At 66.7% G+C, this 18,335-nt stretch carries 15 protein-coding genes; 6 read left to right on the plus strand and 9 right to left on the minus strand.

All coding sequences use genetic code 11. The annotated features are described in order from the left end of the window. Positions 1 to 110 precede the first annotated feature (110 nt). The 6 genes from KEC45_RS16385 to KEC45_RS16410 form a co-directional block, all read right to left on the minus strand. The gene (locus KEC45_RS16385) at positions 111 to 1,229 is read right to left on the minus strand and encodes an OmpA family protein (protein WP_062176463.1); all 1,119 of its coding nucleotides are present in this window, start codon (positions 1,227 to 1,229) and stop codon (positions 111 to 113) included. A gap of 130 nt (positions 1,230 to 1,359) precedes the next feature. Further along, on the minus strand, positions 1,360 to 1,812 hold the full coding sequence (locus KEC45_RS16390) for a DUF2793 domain-containing protein (protein ID WP_062176460.1): 453 nt from the start codon (positions 1,810 to 1,812) through the stop codon (positions 1,360 to 1,362). A gap of 12 nt (positions 1,813 to 1,824) precedes the next feature. Beyond that, entirely contained in the window at positions 1,825 to 4,002 is a 2,178-nt protein-coding gene (locus KEC45_RS16395; RefSeq protein WP_252171150.1) for a phage tail protein, read from the minus strand. After that, a complete protein-coding gene (locus KEC45_RS16400) occupies positions 4,002 to 4,409 on the minus strand; it encodes a C40 family peptidase (RefSeq protein ID WP_238586525.1) in 408 nt (135 codons plus the stop codon). Before KEC45_RS16400 ends, KEC45_RS16395 begins: the two co-directional genes overlap by 1 nt. Beyond that, a complete protein-coding gene (locus KEC45_RS16405; protein WP_062183313.1) occupies positions 4,402 to 5,217 on the minus strand; it encodes a DUF2163 domain-containing protein in 816 nt (271 codons plus the stop codon). Before KEC45_RS16405 ends, KEC45_RS16400 begins: the two co-directional genes overlap by 8 nt. Before the next feature lie 23 nt (positions 5,218 to 5,240). Beyond that, positions 5,241 to 6,116, minus strand: a complete 876-nt coding sequence (locus tag KEC45_RS16410) for a DUF2460 domain-containing protein (protein ID WP_368389948.1) — start codon at positions 6,114 to 6,116, stop codon at positions 5,241 to 5,243. Positions 6,117 to 6,416: 300 nt separating this feature from the next. Between KEC45_RS16410 and KEC45_RS16415 the strand changes: the two genes are divergently transcribed. Continuing rightward, a complete protein-coding gene (locus tag KEC45_RS16415) occupies positions 6,417 to 7,229 on the plus strand; it encodes a hypothetical protein (protein WP_238586523.1) in 813 nt (270 codons plus the stop codon). 27 nt (positions 7,230 to 7,256) lie between these two features. Here KEC45_RS16415 and pip read toward each other — a convergent pair whose 3' ends face one another. Beyond that, a complete protein-coding gene (gene pip / locus KEC45_RS16420) occupies positions 7,257 to 8,348 on the minus strand; it encodes a prolyl aminopeptidase (RefSeq protein WP_062183301.1) in 1,092 nt (363 codons plus the stop codon). A 199-nt stretch (positions 8,349 to 8,547) separates the two neighbouring features. Here pip and KEC45_RS16425 point away from each other — a divergent pair, with 199 nt between their 5' ends. From KEC45_RS16425 to KEC45_RS16435, 3 genes are all read left to right on the plus strand, one after another. Continuing rightward, complete coding sequence (locus tag KEC45_RS16425; RefSeq protein ID WP_062176412.1) at positions 8,548 to 10,719, plus strand: S9 family peptidase; 2,172 nt, start codon at positions 8,548 to 8,550, stop codon at positions 10,717 to 10,719. 756 nt (positions 10,720 to 11,475) lie between these two features. Next, positions 11,476 to 11,871, plus strand: a complete 396-nt coding sequence (locus KEC45_RS16430; protein WP_062176409.1) for an Ohr family peroxiredoxin — start codon at positions 11,476 to 11,478, stop codon at positions 11,869 to 11,871. 114 nt (positions 11,872 to 11,985) lie between these two features. Next, positions 11,986 to 12,432, plus strand: coding sequence for a MarR family winged helix-turn-helix transcriptional regulator (locus KEC45_RS16435; protein ID WP_062176406.1), 447 nt, complete (start codon positions 11,986 to 11,988; stop codon positions 12,430 to 12,432). Positions 12,433 to 12,440: 8 nt separating this feature from the next. Here KEC45_RS16435 and KEC45_RS16440 read toward each other — a convergent pair whose 3' ends face one another. Next, positions 12,441 to 13,166, minus strand: a complete 726-nt coding sequence (locus tag KEC45_RS16440; RefSeq protein ID WP_062183298.1) for a 2OG-Fe(II) oxygenase — start codon at positions 13,164 to 13,166, stop codon at positions 12,441 to 12,443. Between the two features lie 306 nt (positions 13,167 to 13,472). Between KEC45_RS16440 and KEC45_RS16445 the strand changes: the two genes are divergently transcribed. Then, on the plus strand, positions 13,473 to 15,272 hold the full coding sequence (locus KEC45_RS16445; protein ID WP_062183295.1) for an ABC transporter ATP-binding protein: 1,800 nt from the start codon (positions 13,473 to 13,475) through the stop codon (positions 15,270 to 15,272). Here KEC45_RS16445 and KEC45_RS16450 read toward each other — a convergent pair. Further along, positions 15,269 to 16,387, minus strand: a complete 1,119-nt coding sequence (locus tag KEC45_RS16450; RefSeq protein ID WP_083435612.1) for an endonuclease/exonuclease/phosphatase family protein — start codon at positions 16,385 to 16,387, stop codon at positions 15,269 to 15,271. The genes KEC45_RS16445 and KEC45_RS16450 overlap by 4 nt on opposite strands. A gap of 107 nt (positions 16,388 to 16,494) precedes the next feature. Between KEC45_RS16450 and KEC45_RS16455 the strand changes: the two genes are divergently transcribed. Then, positions 16,495 to 18,147 (plus strand): M20/M25/M40 family metallo-hydrolase, encoded by a 1,653-nt coding sequence (locus KEC45_RS16455; protein ID WP_062176403.1) that lies wholly within the window; start codon positions 16,495 to 16,497, stop codon positions 18,145 to 18,147. Positions 18,148 to 18,335: the final 188 nt, after the last annotated feature.

Below are 18,335 nucleotides of genomic sequence, written 5' to 3' on the forward strand. Positions count from 1 at the left end.
AATTGACGCCGAACAATAGTCCCCAAGCAAAGCGCGCATAAAGAAAGGGCGGCACCTTTCGGTACCGCCCTTCTTTTTCGTTCCGTCCCTGTCGGGAGCGGAAACCGGTCTTACATGCCCGAGTTCGGACCGTAAGTGATTTCCACGCGACGGTTCTGGTCGTTGCGGACGCCATCGGCGGTTGCAACGGCCGGACGGGTTTCGCCGAACGCCTGCGCGCTGATCGAGCCATCCGAGATACCGCGAGCGGTGAGATAGCTGCGAACCGCGGTGTTGCGGCGTTCCGACAGGCCGACGTTGTACTTGGCCGAACCCGAACGGTCAGCGTGACCGGCGAGCATGACCTGCGTACCCGTGCAACCACGGTTGTAGGCGCTGATCGCGTTGTCGAGCGTCGAAGCCGCTTCCGGCGTGATGTTCGACTGATCCCAGTCGAAGTACACGATGTACGGTCCCGGTGCGCATTCCACGACCGGCGGCGGCGGCGGAGGCGGCGGGGGCGGCGGGGGCGGCGGCGGCGGCGGCGGCGGAGCCGGTTCCACCGGAGCCGGAGCACCACCGAAGTTGAACGTCAGCGTGCCGAGAAGCGAGTGCGAACGGAAGCGCGTCGAAACGTCGCGGCCGAGCTGGTCAACCAGACCAACCTTGTCGGCGTTGAAGAAGCGATACTTCAGGCCAACGTCGATGCTGTCGGTCAGCGGAGCGCGGACGCCCGCAATCGCCTGCCAGGCAAAGCCCGTGTCCGAATCGTCAAGGAAGTTACCGGCGAAAACCGGCTCGACCGAAACGCGAGCAACACCGGCACCACCGCCGACAAAGCCCTGAAGGCCGTCGTCGTCACCGAAGTCGAGCAGGCCGTTGACCATGAAGCTCAGGACGTTCGTGTCGCCGGCCAGATCGGCCGTGCCCGTGAAAGGCACTCCGGTGCCGCCCGCGGTCTGCGGAATACCGGGAGCCGTGAAACGACCCGACTTGATGTCGGCTTCGCGATAGCCGACTTCGACTTCCGCACGGAAACCGCCGAAGTCATAACCGACGGTGCCTTCGACATCATAGCCAGCGCGATGATCGAGCGAACCTGCGTTGTTGGCAGTACCAATATCGAGATCCAGGTCCTCGATGAGCATTGCGCCAGCACCAACACCAACATACCAGGAGTTGTCGCGCGCCAGAACGGGCGACGCCAGGGTGGTGGAGGCCAACGCCAGAGCGACGGCAAGCTTCCTCATAGTAATTCCCCTTTCAAATTGAGATATACGTCTCGGCAGACGTCCTACCCGCCGCTTTGGTTCCGTGCAAGCTAACAAATCGTCAATATGTTGCCAAAAAGTCGCACTGACGATGCCAATTAGCACAAATTCAGCCTGAAATCAGAAGACCCTGCGCGGCGAGGTGAAGGATCAATGTAGAGATCGCCCTACGCGCTTCGGCATCGATTGTCACGCCGCCGGATGGCGTTCCCATCGTCCCAGGCGGAGCCCACGCGCCGCCATCGAAACGAAGCATCACGCCATCGGCAAGGCGCGTCGCCCGCATCCCTTCGCGGGGCGGCGCAAATCGCCATCCGCCGCCCGTGTAGATCGCGATCGCATCTTCCTGACCCGTCCAGGCGCCGGCCGGATCCGTCCCGACGATCCAGCATTGCCCTTCGGCGGGATTCGCGGGTGGCGCGTCAACCGGCCCCGCCTCGACGGCTGCATGAAGCAGGGCGTCGATCAGGGTCAGCGCCTCGTTGTGCGTTACCTCTTTTTGCGCCTGCGCCACCGCAAGTAACGGTAACGCGAGGCGCGGCGTAGCCGGCATGGCGGTCATGGCATTATCCTTTCAGGTCAACGGCAAAGACAAAGGGGGCGACAGCGCGAAGTCCCCCGCCTGCCGAATCTCGATCATGTGGCGCGGGGGCACCGCCGCCAGTTCGGCGGCATCGATAGCCCAGGCCGACGTCGCACTTTCCCACGGCCCGATCCCCGGAACGGGCGGTGACAATGTGATGCGCCACGCCTCGCGGCTTTCGCCGAGCGGCAGGTCGATATGGTCGCGCCAGCCCGTGTCGACGCGGCTGCGCCGAACCCAGCTGATCGTCACGCCGCCGATGCCATCCGGGCGGACCTGACCGTGCACTGGGGCCAGCGGCCGCAGCGCCCGGCCGGCGGCCGGCACGCCAACCTCGGTCAGCCTGGCCCCGCCACGCGGAGCCCATTGGAAGATCGCCGCGCCGCTCTCCGTCAATTCTGCGAGCGGCTCGGGCAACGCCAATAGCGCGGGGTCGTCGAGCAGGACGAAGAAAGTTCCGGCCGGATGGGCTGCATCGCATTCGGTCCCCGCGCGCCCGCGCAGCAATCGCGACAAACGCCAACGTCCCGCCCCCACGACATCGGCGACGCCAAACTGCAACAGTTCGCCGCCCATCATCGCCCGGTTCGCCCCGCCCAGCAGCGCGGCGTCGGTGACGGATTCAAGCGTCATCGCCGGGTTTGCCAGTCGCACTTCGATGCTGTTCGAAAGATCGAACAGCGCACCGCTTCCCGGCCCCAACGGCTCGGCAAGTTCGCCCAGCCCTCTCGCGGGGCGCACCATCCCAATCGGGATCGGCTCGGCGCCCGCCCAGGGGACGATCCAGCAATCGGCGCCCCGCCAGCCGTCGTTGCTGCCGGCACCGGCGATCGACAACCGCGGCGCCGATGCCGCCGGGCTCCCGATGTTGGGAAGCTCGAACAGGCGGACCGTGCCGACGGCATCGGGCCAGTCGGGCGCCCCCACCCCAATTCCCGGCTCCGCCGAAAGGTCGGCCACGGGAAGCGGCGCATGACGCTTCAGTTCCAGCAGGATTTCGCTCGCGCGAACCGTCCGGCCTGCCAGCCGCCAGCGGCTGCCATCGTCCATCGCGACGACATGCCCGACCGTCAGCGCCAGCGCCGCAAGGTCGGCGCGGTACAGCAGCGTCTCGAGCCCGTCGGCCGCGGCGGCGGCAAGCCGCTGCGCCAGCGCCCGTGCGGAAGTCGCGGGCAGCACCGCCGGCAAATCGATCCGCTCCTCGCGAAGAGCGCCGCCCGCGACCCGGCTCGTCTGCTGGCCGAGCTGGTAATCGCGCTCGGGCTCATAGTGCCGCAGCCTTATCGTCCCGGGCAGCGATGACAGCGGCGCACGGCGATGCTCGATCCGGTCGCCCGGCGCATCGCTCCGCCCGCGCTCGCGAAAATCGGCGAGCGCCAGCGGCTCGCCCGCCGATGTCGGCGGCGTCAGCTTCCACCCATCGGGTCCGCTCATCAACCGCACCCCGTCGACCTCGACCAGCGGTGCCAGCGCATCGCGCAACCGGTCCCCCGATGCGGCATAGCCCGCAAAGCGCCATTCGCCGGCGCAGCGCGCGCTTCCTGCGGACAATATGTTACCGACCAGCCCGGCATCGACGCCGCCTTCGTCGGCCTCGACCTCAAAGGTCAGCGACGGGATGCGGTTGCCGAACGCGCCCAGTTCCAGCTCATCGAACACCACATAGGCGCAGCCGCGAAATGCGCTCGCCGACGCGATGCCCAGCGCCGAAGCGATCAGCGGATCGGCCGCCTGATCCTCGCTTCCGTCGTACCAGCGAAACTTGCAACGCTCCTTGAATGTCCCGCTCGACCCGCGCAGCAGATTGCCGTCGGCCCATATGCGCCCGATACCCCGGATCGACCGCGACGACAGCGCGACCGCCATCGACACGGCATAGCTATATTCGGTCGTCGACGCCCGCCCCTTGCCCCCGCCGTGTTTGCTGCGCCGCTCGATCAGGTCGGTCGCCCAGATCACGCTGCCCGCGACCCGCATCGTCCCGAAAAGCTGCGGGATTTGCTGGCCATAGGTCGACGCCTGAATCTTCAGGTCGGCCAGTCGCGGCCCTTCGCGTCCCTTGGGTTTGAAAATCTGCGCATCGATCTGCTGGCCCACCGCCGCGCCGATCGCGGCACCCATCGGACCTCCGACCATTCCGCCGACCACCGTCAACACCAACGTCGCCATCAACCTGCTCCCGACAATCGCCACCGCGCCGCATCGCGCAATTCCAGCATTGGCGTCTCGACCACACGCCGCAGCCCGGCATGGGCATGCACCAGCCGATCGCGCCCCATGATGCCCAGATGAAACTGCCCCGCCGGATAGGCGATCAGCGCCACATCGCCCTCCCGCCCTTCGCCCCCAACCGGCACGAAATGCGCGCGGACCAGCCCCGCCTCGACCTGAGCCCGCGACCAGCCGCGCAGCGGATAGCCGCGCGGCCGTTCCAGCACGCACCCCACCGCCGCATGGGCCGCCCACACCAGCCCCACGCAATCCAGCCCCGTCGCCGGGTCACACCCCTGTGGCCGAAACGCCACGCCGACCATGTCTCGCGCCGCCGCAAAGGCGCGCGGCCCGACATCATCCACCGGGATAGCGCGTCAGCAGGTCATTGCCCGGCAGATGCGCCTCGCCGCGGAAATTGACCGCGTTCGCAAAGCGGCCCCGGCACGTCGCAAGCTGCTTGTCGCATCCTTCGGTCAGCCGCACGCGCACCGGCTCCGCGACCGCGAAGGGAGGCGCCTCGGCCAGATGCAGCACCGCCGCCTCGACCGCGATCACAGGGCTGGCCAGTCCGCAATTGGCGCCCTCCATCCATATCAGCTCACCGAACGCCATTCCGGGCGCCGCGCCATCGAGCGTCGCCGTCCGCCCGTCGACCGCCACGACGCGCCGCGCGTGCGTCAGCGGCGCCAGATCGACCCGGCACGCCCGGTCGCCAAGCATCGCGCGGCACGATGGCGAGGTGGCGGGGCACACCGGCCGGTCGAGCAACCGCGTCACGCCCTGCAGCTCGGCAGCAAAGGCCGGCCCGCGCCGCTCGATTGCCCCAAGCGATCCACGCGCGACCATGACCGGCGCCACCTCGGCCGATGTCCAGTCGGTAACGAACAGCTCCAGCTCCGCCCCATCCCACCGCCCGGCGTCCAGATCGCGCGCGGCAATGGCGTCGCTCGTAACCGCGCCCTCCAGGTCCATCGTCGCGACATCCAGGCTGTCGCTCGTCTCCAGCGCCGAAGGCTTCATCCCCGGCGCCGCGCGGTACATCGTCCCGCCGACCATCAGGTCACGGTCGTGCGAGGTCAGCCCGACGACCACCCCGTCGCGCCGCGCCAGCCGCCAGCACCACGCCAGCGTCACCAGCTCCTCGCGCAACCAACCCGGCGCCGCGCTCATCCTTTCTGGCATCGCCTCCGGCATCACCATGGCGCCCGCACCTCGACCAGCGGCACGCTCGCTATCTCACCCGCCAGAAAGGTCGCGCGGCTCGCCTCCAGCCGATCCTCGGCAAACCGGACCGGCACGTCGAACAGAAAGCCCGCGCGCACCGCGACCCCGAACGGCGGCGCATGATCGAGCATGATCTCGCCATCATCGGTCATCAGAAACGCCGCCGTCTCGATCCCGTCGACCGACACGCGCACGCTGCCCTCGACCGGCAAGCTTATGCTGCGCACCTGCGCGGCATCGCCATCACCATAGCGTTTCACCAGCGCGAACTGCCGCCGCGCGCCGTCGCCGACCCCCAGCATCTGGTCGACCGCCGTCGGCAGGCCGCCGTCCTCCGCCGACCTGTCATCGAACGGATCGCGAAAGCGGAACGCGCGCGCCGCCCCCCGGCGCGCGCGAAAGAATGCGGCCAGCGCCCGCACATCGGCCTCGGACCGCACCCCCGGCCCCGCGTCGTAACGCATCCGCGCTTCGGCCCATTCACTCGCGCGCTGCTCGTGCCCCGACGGAGCGCTCACGATCTGCGTCGAAAATTCGGTCAGCGCCATCGCCTCGCGCCCGATCGCGATCGGAAAATCCACTGCATCGAAAGCCTGCACGTCATCCTCCCCATCGAATGTGACGAACCCGTCGCGCGCCACCTGCGGCAACGCCCACATGAACGCCCGCGCGACCCCGGCGCGCCGCGCGCCATCGGCCGCCTTCGCGATCGCCGCCCATTGCGCGCGATCCGCCGCCGCCAGCACAAAGCCCGAAAAATAATGCTGCTCATGGGCCGGGTAGCCGAGCCGCAGCACCATCGCCGCGCGCGCACTTGCCGTCTCGGCCCCGCGCCCCTCGGTCATCCGTCGATTCATCCATCGCCACCTCCCAAAACAAACGGGGCCAAAACTAACGGCCCAAAGCAATCGGGCCGGAACAACCTCCCGCAAACGGAAGGCCGCCGGCCCGACTCGCAATTCTTCATGATGTGGTATTTGTACCATATCAGCGTGACGATGTCAAGTTAAATAACCTATATGGTTTCTTTCAACAAAAATCCGAACATCAACGCCACGGCTCGCGCTTGTCAAAGCCCGGGCGCCCAACTATCCGTCGCGCACTCATAACCGGGGCTCCCGACCGGCGGGCTCCATCACCAAAGATTGCTTCTGCTGAGCCCTCTTCCCGCCACGTCCCCCACCAGGTCTCACGACTCTCCCTATGTCGAACAGCTCAACATCGGTGCGGGGCGCCGTACGCTCGCCATCAGCCTGGCCGTGGCGATCGCGGCGCTGCTGCTCCTCCTGCTGCTGAACTGGGGTGCCGAAGAACAGCCGGGCAAAAAGGATGATTATGTCAGCGTGGTGAGCCTGGAGGCCACCGAGGCGCCGAATGATGCGGCCGAGGCGAGCCAGCCAAAGCCGCAGAAGGCCGAGGATCGCGATTCGTCGCCGGAGCCCGAGCCGGACAAACCGCAGCCGCTGGAACAGGCCGCCCCGCTGCCGCCGCCGCCCATCGTGCCAAAGGCTGCTCCCCCGATGGCGCCGCCCGCCGAACAGCCGCCGTCACCCCCGACGCCCAAGATCGGGGCGCGGCCGCCCGACGGACGCGTTTACGGGCCGCCCAATACGGGCGGGTCGCCCGCATCGCGCGATTCCGAGCGGGTGGGAACGGCGCCCAATGGCGAGCCGCTCTATGCCGCGGCCTGGTATCGCGAGCCGAGCGATGACGAACTGCGCGGCTATCTTGCGACGGCCAGCGGGCCGGGATGGGGGCTGATCGCCTGCCGCACCGCGCCCGATTACCGCGTCGAAGATTGCGTCGGGCTCGACGAATATCCGGCTGGTTCGCAGATCGAGCGCGCGGTGCTTGCGGCCGCCTGGCAGTTCAAGGTCCGCCCGCCGCGCCTCGGCGGCCGCCAGATGGTCGGCGCCTGGGTCCGAATCCGGATCGATTACGGCATCAGGCGGCGCTGAACGGGGCGCCGCCCCGGCACCCGCCCGTCAGCCCGCGATCGGCGCCAGGCCGTCCATGATCGCAGTCAGCGCCAGCGCATTCTCGCGCTCCATCGCGCTGTGCCCGGCGTTGGTCACGACATAGGTCGCGGGCGCGCCGCCTGCATCATGCAGCGCCTCGACCAGCCGCGACGCCTGTGTCAGCGGGCATACTTCGTCGAAGCGGCCGTGGACGATATGCACCGGGATGCTCGCCAGCGTGGCGATATTGTCGAAGAAATGTCCCGCGGGCAGGAACAGCTCGTTCGCGAAATAATGCGCCTCGATCTGCGCAAAGCTCAGGGCGAAATCGGCCTCGCCGAACTTGCCCGTATCGGCGGTCTCGGGGATCATGTTCGAGATCACGCCTTCCCACAAGGACCAGGTCAGCGCCGCCTTCAACTGGCGTTCCTTCTCGGCCGCGGTCGCGGGCACCATGTCGAAGATCGCCTTGTACGACTTCATCACATCCTTGCGTTCGTCGGCGGTCAGGAGCGACAGCAGTTCGGCCCACTCCGCGGGATATTTCATATAGGCGCCGGGCTCGGTCAGCCCGTACGGGTCGGCATCCCACGTCGCGGCGTTGCCCTGGTACAGATAAAGCAGATCCTCGGGCGCGCCCAGAAAGATGCCGCGCAGGATCAGGCTTGCCGTATGCGCGGGGTGCGCGATCGCATAGGCCATCGCCAGCGTGCTGCCCCAACTCCCCCCGAACACATGCATGGGCCCCGCAATTTCCAGCTCCTCGCGCAATTTCTCGACATCGCCGATCAGGTCGGCGGTCGTGTTTTTGCTGAGCGCGACCGCCGGCCCCGCCGACGCGACGGTCGGCTCGCTCTTGCCGCACCCGCGCTGGTCGAACAGGATGACGCGATAGCGCTTCGGATCGAAGAAACGGGCCATGACCGGTGCGCATGCGCCGCCGGGTCCGCCGTGGAGGAACATCACCGGTTCGCCCGCCGGGTTGCCATATTCTTCCCAATAGATGCGGTGCGCCGGATCGCGGTCGACCTCCAGCCAGCCGAAATTCAGGCACGGCGGCTGCGGATAGACCCAGTCGTCGCCGATCTTGCTCGAAGCCTGCAACCGCGAAAAATCCATGCCCATCCGCCTTATCTGGTGACGCAGCCGCCAACCGGTCTGCGGCGTCCGACTTAGCCTCTCGAACGCCCATGTCCACTGCTCGCATTTTGACCCGCATTTTGGGTTGAAGAAGTCGCGATAGTTTGCGACCCGTTGGGCGGCTGGCCGAAAGTGGGATCGGGACAGACCGGAACAATCCAACAAGGGGCTGCTTTTCATGCACAAACTCGCATTTATCGGCGCGAGCCTTCTCGCGCTTATCCCGCAAACGAGCTTCGCGCAGGAAGAGCCGGCGCCCGCTGCAGCCGAAGCCGCCGCCCCCGCCCCCGAGACCGCCACCGCCGCCCCCATGTCCGCCTCCGCAGCCGGCAGCGCGCGCACGGCGCCCGAGCGCCGCCTCACCGGCGCCGACCTCTTCGACCTTTCGATCGCCGCCGATCCGCAGATCAGCCCCGACGGGCGCCATATCGCCTATGTCCGCCGCTCGAACGACATCATGTCCGACCGCGCGGTCAGTTCGATCTGGCTGATCGACACCGCCACGGGTGAGGAAACCCCCGTGGCGGGGCGCAGCGGCGGCGCCTTTGCGCCGCGCTGGTCGCCCGACGGCAAGCGCCTCGCCTTCGCCTCGACCGAGGGCGGCAGCGCGCAGCTCTGGGTGCGCTGGATGAACGGCGGCGAGGCCGTCCGGCTCACCGGCTTGCCGACCAGCCCGTCCAGCCTCGCCTGGTCGCCCGACGGCCGCTCGATCGCCTATACGATGCTCGTCAAGGACGACGGCCCCAGCTTCGGCGCGGCGCCGAAGAACAAGCCCGAGGGCGCGAAATGGGCCGACCCGCTAGAGGTCCATGACCTTCTTGCCTATCGCGCCGACGGCGAAGGCTATCTCGAACCCGGCTTCGAAAAGATCTTCGTCGTTCCCGCGACCGGCGGCTCGCCGCGCCAGCTTACCTTCGGCCCCTATCACGACGGCGGCCCCTTGAGCTGGTCGCGCGACGGCCGCACCATCTATTTCAGCGCGAACCGCAAGCCCGACTGGGAACGCGACCCCGTCGAAAGCGAAATCCACGCACTCGACGTCACGAGCGGCACGGTCACCGCGCTGACCGACCGCAACGGCCCCGACACCGACCCGCTCGTCTCGCCCGACGGGGGCAAGATCGCCTATCTCGGCTTCGACGACAAATTGCGCGCCTACGAAAACACACAGCTCTACATCATGAACCGCGACGGATCGGGCAAGCGCAGCCTGACCGGCAATTGGGACTATGGGATCGACGCGATCAAATGGGCCGCCGACGGCAAATCGCTCTATGCCCAATATGACGATCACGGCGAAACCAAGGTCGCGCGCATCGGCCTCGATGGTACCGTACGCACCGCCGCGACGGGCCTCTCGGGCGGCGGGCTCGACCGCCCCTATACCGGCGGCAGCTTCTCCGTGTCGGACGGCGGCGCGATCGCCTTCACCGGCGGCACCGCGACCCGGCCGGCGGAGGTTCAGCTCAATCGCGGCGGCACCGCGCGCATCCTCACCGACCTCAACCGGAGCCTACGCGAAGTGAAATCGCTCGGCGAGGTGCGCAAGATCACCGTCGCCTCCAGCCACGACGGCAAGACGATCGAGGGCTGGCTGACCCTCCCACCCGGCTATCGCGACGGCCAGCGCGTGCCGCTGATCCTCGAAATCCACGGCGGCCCCTTTTCGGCCTATGGCGGCCATTTCTCGACCGACAATCAGCTTTACGCCGCGGGCGGCTATGCCGTTCTCTCGGCGAACCCGCGCGGGTCGACCAGCTATGGCGCGGCCTTCGCGAACGAAATCGACAAGGCCTATCCGGGCAATGACTATTTCGACCTCATCAGCATCGTCGACTGCGCGATCGAACTCGGCTTCGCCGATCCGAACGCCCTCTTCGTCACCGGCGGCTCGGGCGGCGGCGTGCTCACCAGCTGGATCGTCGGCAAGACCAACCGCTTCAAGGCCGCCGTCACCCAAAAACCGGTGATCAACTGGACGACGCAGGCGCTCACCGCCGACGGTCCCGGCTTTTTCGGCCCCTATTGGCTCGGTGCCGAGCCTTGGGAAAAGCCCGAACTCTTCTGGTCGCGCTCGCCGCTCTCGCTCGTCGGCAATGTCGAAACCCCGACGCTCGTCATCGTCGGCGCCGAGGATTACCGCACTCCGGTCAGCGAATCCGAACAATATTACACCGCACTCCGCCTCCGCGGCGTGCCCAGCGCGCTGATCAAGGTTCCCGGCGCCGGCCACGGCACCATCGCCGCACGCCCCTCGCAGTCCGCGGCCAAGGCCTCGGCGATCTTGGCTTGGTTCGAAAAATACAAGAAGGGCTGGGCGCGGCCCGCGGGCGACGCGGCAACGAAATAGCCCGCCCGTCCCGCGGGGGGCTCGGGGGTTGGAAGCTCAGATTTCATCGCCAAAGCCCCTCCTCTTCAGGGGAGGGGCTATGTTGGCGCTACGGCAGCGTCCGGTCGTTACCCGAACTTCGTCATCCCGGGCTCGACCCGGCATCCCGCTTTTCGAAACACCCACCGGCTTCGAAATCAAGCGGGACCCCGGATCAAGTCCGGGGTGACGATATGGAGAGGTCTGCAACCGGTCGCTTTGAGCTCCGCCCTTTCTCCGTTCGTGTCGAGCGAAGTCGAGACACCCATCGACGAAACGCCCAGCCCGATGGGCATCTCGACTTCGCTCGATGCGGACGGTTTAGATTGGGTGGAGTATCCACTCCCAGTCGTTTCCCGTCATTCCATCCAGATTAGCGGTAAACGGCCGATAGGGGGCGCGAAGCGGGCATTCAGCCACCCACTTCCGTCATCCCGGGCTCGACCCGGGATCCCGCTTTCCTTGCGCATCGACCGGCTTCGACTTCAAGTGGGGCCCCGGATCAAGTCCGGGGTGACGAGGGATAGAGAGGCCCGCTAACGGTCGAAATCCGCCACACAACGACCCCAAAAGCCCAAAACCACATCCATCGCAAAATTATATCAACTCGATTCCAATATCTTATAATTATATCGCATACGATTTAATCGCAACCGCTTGACCTCAGCCACCGACTCGCTTAATTACATCGCATCCGATCTAAACGGATACGATCATAACCCCCGAAAGGAACCTGAAATGGCTGACAAAATCATCTTCACCGGCACCACCCACGTCAAAGGCGGCCCCGACGGCTATGCCCGCAGCACGAACGACATTCTCGACCTTGCGCTGCCCCAGCCGCACCCCGCCGCCGAAAATCTCTTCGCCGCCGCCTGGTCGGCCTGCTTCATCGGCGCGCTCGAACTCTCCGCCGGACAGCGCAAGATCAAGCTGCCCGCAAGCCCCGAAGCCGACACCACGATCGAAGTTCTGATGAACGATGGCGGCTTCTTCCTCCGCGCCCGCCTCGACATCGCGGTCCCCGGCATCGACCCCGTCACCGCCCGCGAACTGATCGACAATGCGCACAAGATCTGCCCCTATTCGAAGGCGGTCGAAGGCAATATCGACATCGAACTCAACCTCGTCTGATGTCTCTCCGGGCGGTGCTGCCCTCCCCCCTGGCAGGCACCGCCCGGTTGACACCCGCGAATTCCGATTTCATCGTATGCGCTTGAATTATCGGACGTTCGCCAAGGAATCCCAATGACCCAGTCGCCACCCACCGAACGGCCCAAACTCGGGGAATTCCTCTGCTTCGCGGTCTATTCGGCGAACCTCGCCTTCGGCCGCGCCTATCGCCCGATCCTCGAAAAACTCGGCCTCACCTATACCCAATATGTCGCGCTCGTCGCCCTGTGGGAACAGGACGATCAGACCGTCGGCGAGCTTGGCGATAAGATGTTTCTCGAATCGAACACGCTCACCCCCATTCTCAAGAAGCTCGAACAATCGGGCTTTATCGAGCGCCGCCGCGACCCCGCCGACGAGCGTCAGGTTCGCATCCGGCTGACCGCCAAGGGCAGCGAGCTGCGCAGCCACGAGATCGGCAATGAATTGTTCGACGCGACCGGGCTCGGCGACAGCTTCTTCGACGTCCAGAAATCGGTCGCCAAGCTGCGCGACAATCTGATGCGCTCGCTGGACGACTGACCGCCCGCTCAAGCGGCGTCGTGGAAAATGACGCCCAGCGTGTGCCGCCGGCCCGACCGGATTTCGCTGACCCCATGGCGCATCGCGACGCGATAGTCGCCGCGCGCGCCCTTTACCGGGCGCGCATTCACCGCGAACACCACCGCATCGCCTTTCGCCAGCGGCACCACGGCGGCCCGCGATTGCATCCGCGGCCTTTGCTCGGTCAGCACGAATTCGCCGCCGTCGAAATCCGCTCCCGGGGCCGACAGCAGCGCCGCGACCTGCAACGGAAAGACATGCTCGCCATACAGGTCCTGATGCAGGCAATTATAATCGCCCGCGCCATATTGCAGCAGCAAAGGCGTCGGCCGACGCTGCCCCGCATCATGGCACCGCGCCAGAAATTCCGTGTGCGCGGCGGGAAAGCGCACCGCCATCCCCATCCGCTCGTGCCAGCGGTTCGCGATCGGCGCCAGGTGCGGATATAATCCGTCCCGCAAATCCGCGACGAGCGGCGGCAGGGGATAAGCGAAGTAGCGATATTCCCCGCGCCCGAACCCATGCCGCGCCATATGGACATGGCTGCGAAACCCAGCCTCGCGGCCATAGAGCGCGGCACTCTCGTCGCATTCGGCATCGCTCAATATGCGCGGCAACACCGCCCAGCCCTCGCGGTCGAGCGCCGCCGCGACATTCGTCCAGTCCAGCGTGCAGAGGCGCGCCGCGATAGTCTTTTCGATCGTTTCGGTCATGACCCCGCCATGCCACGGCCGGCACGGCCGCACGCCCCGTTTCTTGCTGTCAAACCGCCGCGCGCGCGCAACCGGGAACCGCAAGCTTGCCATATCGAAGCGAGATTGTTACCTCTCCCGTCCATTCCAACGCGAAGAAAGGAGGGCGTAAATGAAATATTCGTTCGCAGCATGCCCTCCCGGAAGGTTTCGATCCTTCGAGCGCTTCGACCACTAGGTCCTGAAGCCTCCGTGATCCGGGTCCCCGACCCGATCGCTCCCTGACTTAACGCTTTGGAGACGGCGCCCCGCGCGCCGGTTCATGATATGACATCGACGCCTCAAAAGGGCCGCGCGGATTCGATCCGCCGCGTCCTCGACTTTACCTTTCGCCACTGGGCCGGGCAGCGCGGACGCGCGGCCTTCATCGCCCTGTTCATCACCGCCGCGACGCTCACGGAGGTTTTCGTGCCGCTGTTTGCGGGACGCCTGATCGACGCGCTCGCGGCGGGCCGGAGCGACGGCGCCTTCGCGCTGTTCGCGGCAATGGCGGCGCTCGGCCTCGCGATGGTGCTGCTCCGCCACGTCGCCTGGGCCGGCATCGTCCCCTTCACCCTGCGCATGATGCGGGGCGTGACGCAGGACAGCTTTCACCGCGTCCAGCGCTTTTCGACCGACTGGCACGCCAATGCCTTTGCCGGTTCGACCGTGCGCAAGATCACGCGCGGCATGTGGGCGTTCGACACGCTCAACGACGTCCTGCTGCTGCAGTTGCTGCCTTCGGTCGTCGTGCTCGTCGGCACGATGCTCCTCCTTGGCTGGCACTGGCCGCTGCTCGGGCTTGTCATGGGCGTCGGCGCCGCTGCCTATGTCGCGATGACCGTCGTGCTTGCCACACGCTGGGCGTCGCCCGCCGCGACCTTGTCGAACGCATGGGATACAAAGCTTGGCGGCCTCCTCTCGGACGCGATCGGGTCGAACGCCGTCGTCAAGGCGTTCGGTGCCGAAGACCGCGAGGAAGCGCGCGTCGAAACGCTGCTCGCCAAATGGGCAAAGCGGACGCGGCGCACCTGGATGCGCTATACCTGGTCGGGCAGCGCGCAGATCCTTCTCCTCTGGGTCGTGCGCAGCGCGATCACCGGCGCGGCATTATGGCTGTGGTGGCACGGCGCCGCCACGCCGGGCGATGTCGCCTATGTGCTGACCAGCTATTTCGTCGTCCACGGCTATCTCGTCGATATCGGCTTTCACATCCACCATCTGCAGCGTTCGGTGAACGAGATGGAGGAACTCGTCGACCTTCACGACCAGCCGCTGGGGATCGAGGACCGGGCGGATGCGCAGCCGATCCGGATCGATGCCGGCGAGGTGCGTTTCGACGACGTGACGTTCCGCTATGGCGGGCACGATACGCCGCTCTACGAGCATCTCGACGTCCTGATCCGCGGCGGCGAACGGGTCGGCCTTGTCGGCCACTCGGGGTCGGGCAAGACCAGCTTCGTCAAACTTATCCAGCGCCTCTATGACGTCGGCGAGGGCCGGGTGACGATCGACGGGCAGGATGTGTCGCACGCGACGCAGCAATCGCTGCGCGCGCAGATCGCGATCGTGCAGCAGGAACCGATCCTGTTCCACCGCAGCCTGGCCGACAATATCGCCTATGCCCGCCCCGACGCGACCCGCGCCGAGGTCGAGGCGGCGGCGCGGCTCGCCAATGCGCATGATTTCATCGCGCGCCTGCCGCGCGGCTATGCGACGCTCGTCGGCGAACGCGGGGTCAAGTTGTCGGGCGGCGAACGGCAGCGCGTGGCGCTCGCGCGCGCGTTCCTTGCCGATGCGCCGATCCTGATCCTCGACGAGGCGACGTCGAGCCTCGATTCGGAAAGCGAGGCGCTGATCCAGCAGGCGATGGACCGGCTGATGAAGGGCCGCACCGCGATCGTCATCGCGCACCGTTTGTCGACGGTGCGGACGCTCGACCGGATTCTGGTCTTCGATCAGGGCCGCGTCATCGAGGACGGCGACCATGAAACGCTGCTCGCCAATACAGGGGGGCAGTATCGCCGGCTGTTCGACCGCCAGTCGGGCAACATCGTCGACGAGGCGGACGCGCTCATCGACGGCTAGAAACGATGATCCGGGGCGCCTTCCTTTTCGGCGCCCCGGCACATCGGCTTCGCAGCCATCCCCACCGGCCAGCTCAGCTCATAGGTGACGAGGAAGCCGTCATGATCCGACAATTGCGGCCCGCTCGCGCCGCCGTCGAACAAGGCTTCGACGCGGATCGGCCGCACTGTCAGCTCCGCGCCGTCGGCGAAGAATTGCAGGTCCTGCGTGTCCATCCACGGCGCGTCGCCGTCCCACGACATCTTCACCTCGCACGCCGACGCCGGATCGATGCAGACTTCGTGGACCAGCGTCAGCGGGTGATATTCTGAAAACTCCGCCCAGCGATCTTCCGAATGGCGCATGTTGAAATCGCCGCCAAAGATCAGCGGCACCGCCATATCCTGCGTCCGCGCGATGAATTCCGACGCCGCGATCGCCTGCCGCGCATGCGCCTCGCCGTCGCGCGCCTCCGACACCCCCGACGCGCCGCGCGAATTCATGTGCGTGTTATAGATGTCGATCGGCGCGGGGACGCCCGGCATCGCGATTCGCGCCAGCATCACCCCCTTGTTCGACAGGCAGTCGAGCCCCGCGCAGGCGCGCCGGCCATAGGCGTCGAGCGCCGTCTCCACGATCGGATAGCGCGACGCGATCGCCAGCCCGCCGCCGACCAGCTTGATGCCCAGCTCGCCCTTCAGCGGCTTTGCCTTGCCCGCCATCTTGCCCTGATCGGCGATATAGGGCCTGGTCGTCCGCCGCGGCCCCGGCGCGATCGCCGGATACCCGCTTGCTTCGACCGCGCGCTTCGCCGCGCCGCTGAACATCTCCTGGAACAGGATGACGTCGGGGCCCCTGCCCGCCTCGCGCATCGCCGCCAGCCGCTCGCCGATCTGCTTCAGCTCCGCCGACCGCCCCTTGCGCGCCGGCCAGCCCAGCCCTTCCAGATTATAGGTCAGCACCGACAGCGTCGCGCTTGCCGATTGCCCGTCCTTCGCGACCGTCACCGACGCAGCGGGCGCCGCGTCGCACGCCATCACGCGCAGCGGCGGCTTCGGCCCACACGCCGCAAGCGCGAGCGCGCCTGCCGCGACAAAAGGCCGCCGGAAAAACGAAGCGCGAAGAACAGCAGTCATCACCCGCCCCTAACGCACGCGGCTGCCCTCGTCACCGCCCGGGCGGTTCACAATGCGCTCCGCCGTGCTAGGGCAGGCCATCCAGTCAGCAGCGGAACCGATTCATCATGACCCTACGCCACGTCGCCGCCCTCCTCCCCTTCCTCCTCGCCGCGCCCGCCGCGGCGCAGTCCGGCATCGACGCCGCGAACCTCACCCAAACCGTCCGCACCCTCGCCTCCGACCAGTTTCAGGGCCGCGCGCCCGGCACGATCGGCGAGGAGCGCACGATCGGCTATCTGATCGGTCGGTTGCAGGCGCTGGGGCTCGAACCCGCGGGTACCGGCGGCGGCTGGACCCAGCCCGTCCCCCTGCTCCACACCCGCCTCGGCACCCCGACGACGCTCGGCTTCGACCGCAAGGGCACGGCAACGCCGCTCACCTTCGGCACCGACATCTATCTCTCGACGCTGCAGCCGAAGGATCAGGCGGTGATCGCGAACGCCCCGCTCGTCTTCGTCGGCTATGGCGTCGCCGCGCCCGAACGCGGCTGGGACGATTTCAAGGGTCAGGATTTGAAGGGCAAGGTCGCGGTCTTCCTGATCAACGACCCCGATTTCGTCGCGACCAAGGGCGAGGATAGCTTCGGCAAGTTCGGCGGCCGGACGATGACCTATTATGGCCGCTGGACCTATAAGTTCGAAGAGGCCGCGCGCCGCGGCGCGATCGGCGCGCTGATCGTCCACGACACCGACGGCGTCGGCTATGGCTGGAACGTCGTCAAAGCACCGGGCGGCGAAAATTACGGCCTCGTCATGCCGCCCGAAAAGGTGACCAGCCTCGCGCTCCAGGGCTGGATTTCGGGCGAGACCGCGACCAGCCTGTTCGCAAACGCCGGACAGGATCTGGCAAAGCTGCGCACCGCCGCGCGCCGCAAGGATTTCAAGCCCGTCGACCTCGGCACCGGCTTCAACGCCGCGATCCCGGTGACGCAGGAAGTCGTGCAAAGCCAGAATGTCCTCGCCAAGATCCCCGGCGCCAAACGCCCCGACGAGGTCGTCATCTATGGCGCGCATTGGGATGCCTATGGCGAAGGGGCGCCCGACGAAAAGGGCCGCATCTATCGCGCCGGCGCCAATGACGACGCGCTCGGCGTCGCCGGCCTGTTCGAAATCGCGCGCAATTTCAAAGCCGCTCCCGCCCCCGACCGCACGATCGCCTTCGCCTTCTGGACCGCCGAGGAACGCGGGCTGCTCGGTTCGGAGGCCTATGCCCAAAACCCGATCTTCCCGGCGGAAAAAACCGTCGCCAACTTCGGTCTCGACATCCTCCAGACCGCCGGCAAGGCAAAGGACGTCGTCCTCGTCGGCAAGGGACAGGGCACGCTGGAGGACGATCTCGCGCGCGTCGCCGCCACGCAAGGCCGCACCGTCAGCGTCGAAAGCCTCCCCGAACGCGGCCTCTTTTACCGCGCCGACCATTTCAGCCTCGCCAAGCGCGGCGTCCCCGTCCTTCTGATGATGGGCATCGCGGGCGCCTCCGACCTTGTCGAGGGCGGCAAGCCCGCCGGGCAGGCATGGGTCGATGCCTATACCGGCAAATGCTATCATCAGGCGTGCGACGCGTGGGACGAAAGCTGGAACTTGGACGGCGCGGTGCAGGACATCTCGATCTTCTATACGATCGGCGACGAACTCGCCCGCTCGGCCAAATGGCCGGGCTGGAAGGACGGCAGCGAATTCAAGGCCGTTCGCGACAAGAGCGCGGCATCGCGGAAATAAGCGGGCGGCGGTGACGGCTGACGGCCGGACGTGGACCTCCTCATATCGTCACCCTCGAACGCGACGCGCGGCTCGTTCGACTTGACCCGGGGTCCCGCTGATGCCGAAGCCGGCGATTGCGGCAAAGAAGCGGAATCCCGGGTCAAGCCCGGGATGACGAAGTCCGGAAACGACCGGTTGCTGCCTTA

The sequence above is a fragment of the Sphingopyxis sp. USTB-05 genome (assembly GCF_023822045.1).
Taxonomy (GTDB): domain Bacteria; phylum Pseudomonadota; class Alphaproteobacteria; order Sphingomonadales; family Sphingomonadaceae; genus Sphingopyxis.

Excerpts from the sequence above, each read along its gene's own strand:
- KEC45_RS16395 (WP_252171150.1), bottom strand. The coding sequence starts at position 4,002 with ATGGCGACGTTGGTGTTGACGGTGGTCGGCGGAATGGTCGGAGGTCCG.
- KEC45_RS16410 (WP_368389948.1), bottom strand. The coding sequence starts at position 6,116 with ATGACCGAGGGGCGCGGGGCCGAGACGGCAAGTGCGCGCGCGGCGATG.
- KEC45_RS16440 (WP_062183298.1), bottom strand. The coding sequence starts at position 13,166 with ATGACCGAAACGATCGAAAAGACTATCGCGGCGCGCCTCTGCACGCTG.
- KEC45_RS16405 (WP_062183313.1), bottom strand. The coding sequence starts at position 5,217 with ATGAGCGCGGCGCCGGGTTGGTTGCGCGAGGAGCTGGTGACGCTGGCG.
- KEC45_RS16450 (WP_083435612.1), bottom strand. The coding sequence starts at position 16,387 with ATGACTGCTGTTCTTCGCGCTTCGTTTTTCCGGCGGCCTTTTGTCGCG.
- KEC45_RS16385 (WP_062176463.1), bottom strand. The coding sequence starts at position 1,229 with ATGAGGAAGCTTGCCGTCGCTCTGGCGTTGGCCTCCACCACCCTGGCG.
- KEC45_RS16445 (WP_062183295.1), top strand. The coding sequence starts at position 13,473 with ATGACATCGACGCCTCAAAAGGGCCGCGCGGATTCGATCCGCCGCGTC.
- KEC45_RS16390 (WP_062176460.1), bottom strand. The coding sequence starts at position 1,812 with ATGACCGCCATGCCGGCTACGCCGCGCCTCGCGTTACCGTTACTTGCG.
- KEC45_RS16455 (WP_062176403.1), top strand. The coding sequence starts at position 16,495 with ATGACCCTACGCCACGTCGCCGCCCTCCTCCCCTTCCTCCTCGCCGCG.
- KEC45_RS16435 (WP_062176406.1), top strand. The coding sequence starts at position 11,986 with ATGACCCAGTCGCCACCCACCGAACGGCCCAAACTCGGGGAATTCCTC.
- KEC45_RS16425 (WP_062176412.1), top strand. The coding sequence starts at position 8,548 with ATGCACAAACTCGCATTTATCGGCGCGAGCCTTCTCGCGCTTATCCCG.
- pip (WP_062183301.1), bottom strand. The coding sequence starts at position 8,348 with ATGGATTTTTCGCGGTTGCAGGCTTCGAGCAAGATCGGCGACGACTGG.
- KEC45_RS16430 (WP_062176409.1), top strand. The coding sequence starts at position 11,476 with ATGGCTGACAAAATCATCTTCACCGGCACCACCCACGTCAAAGGCGGC.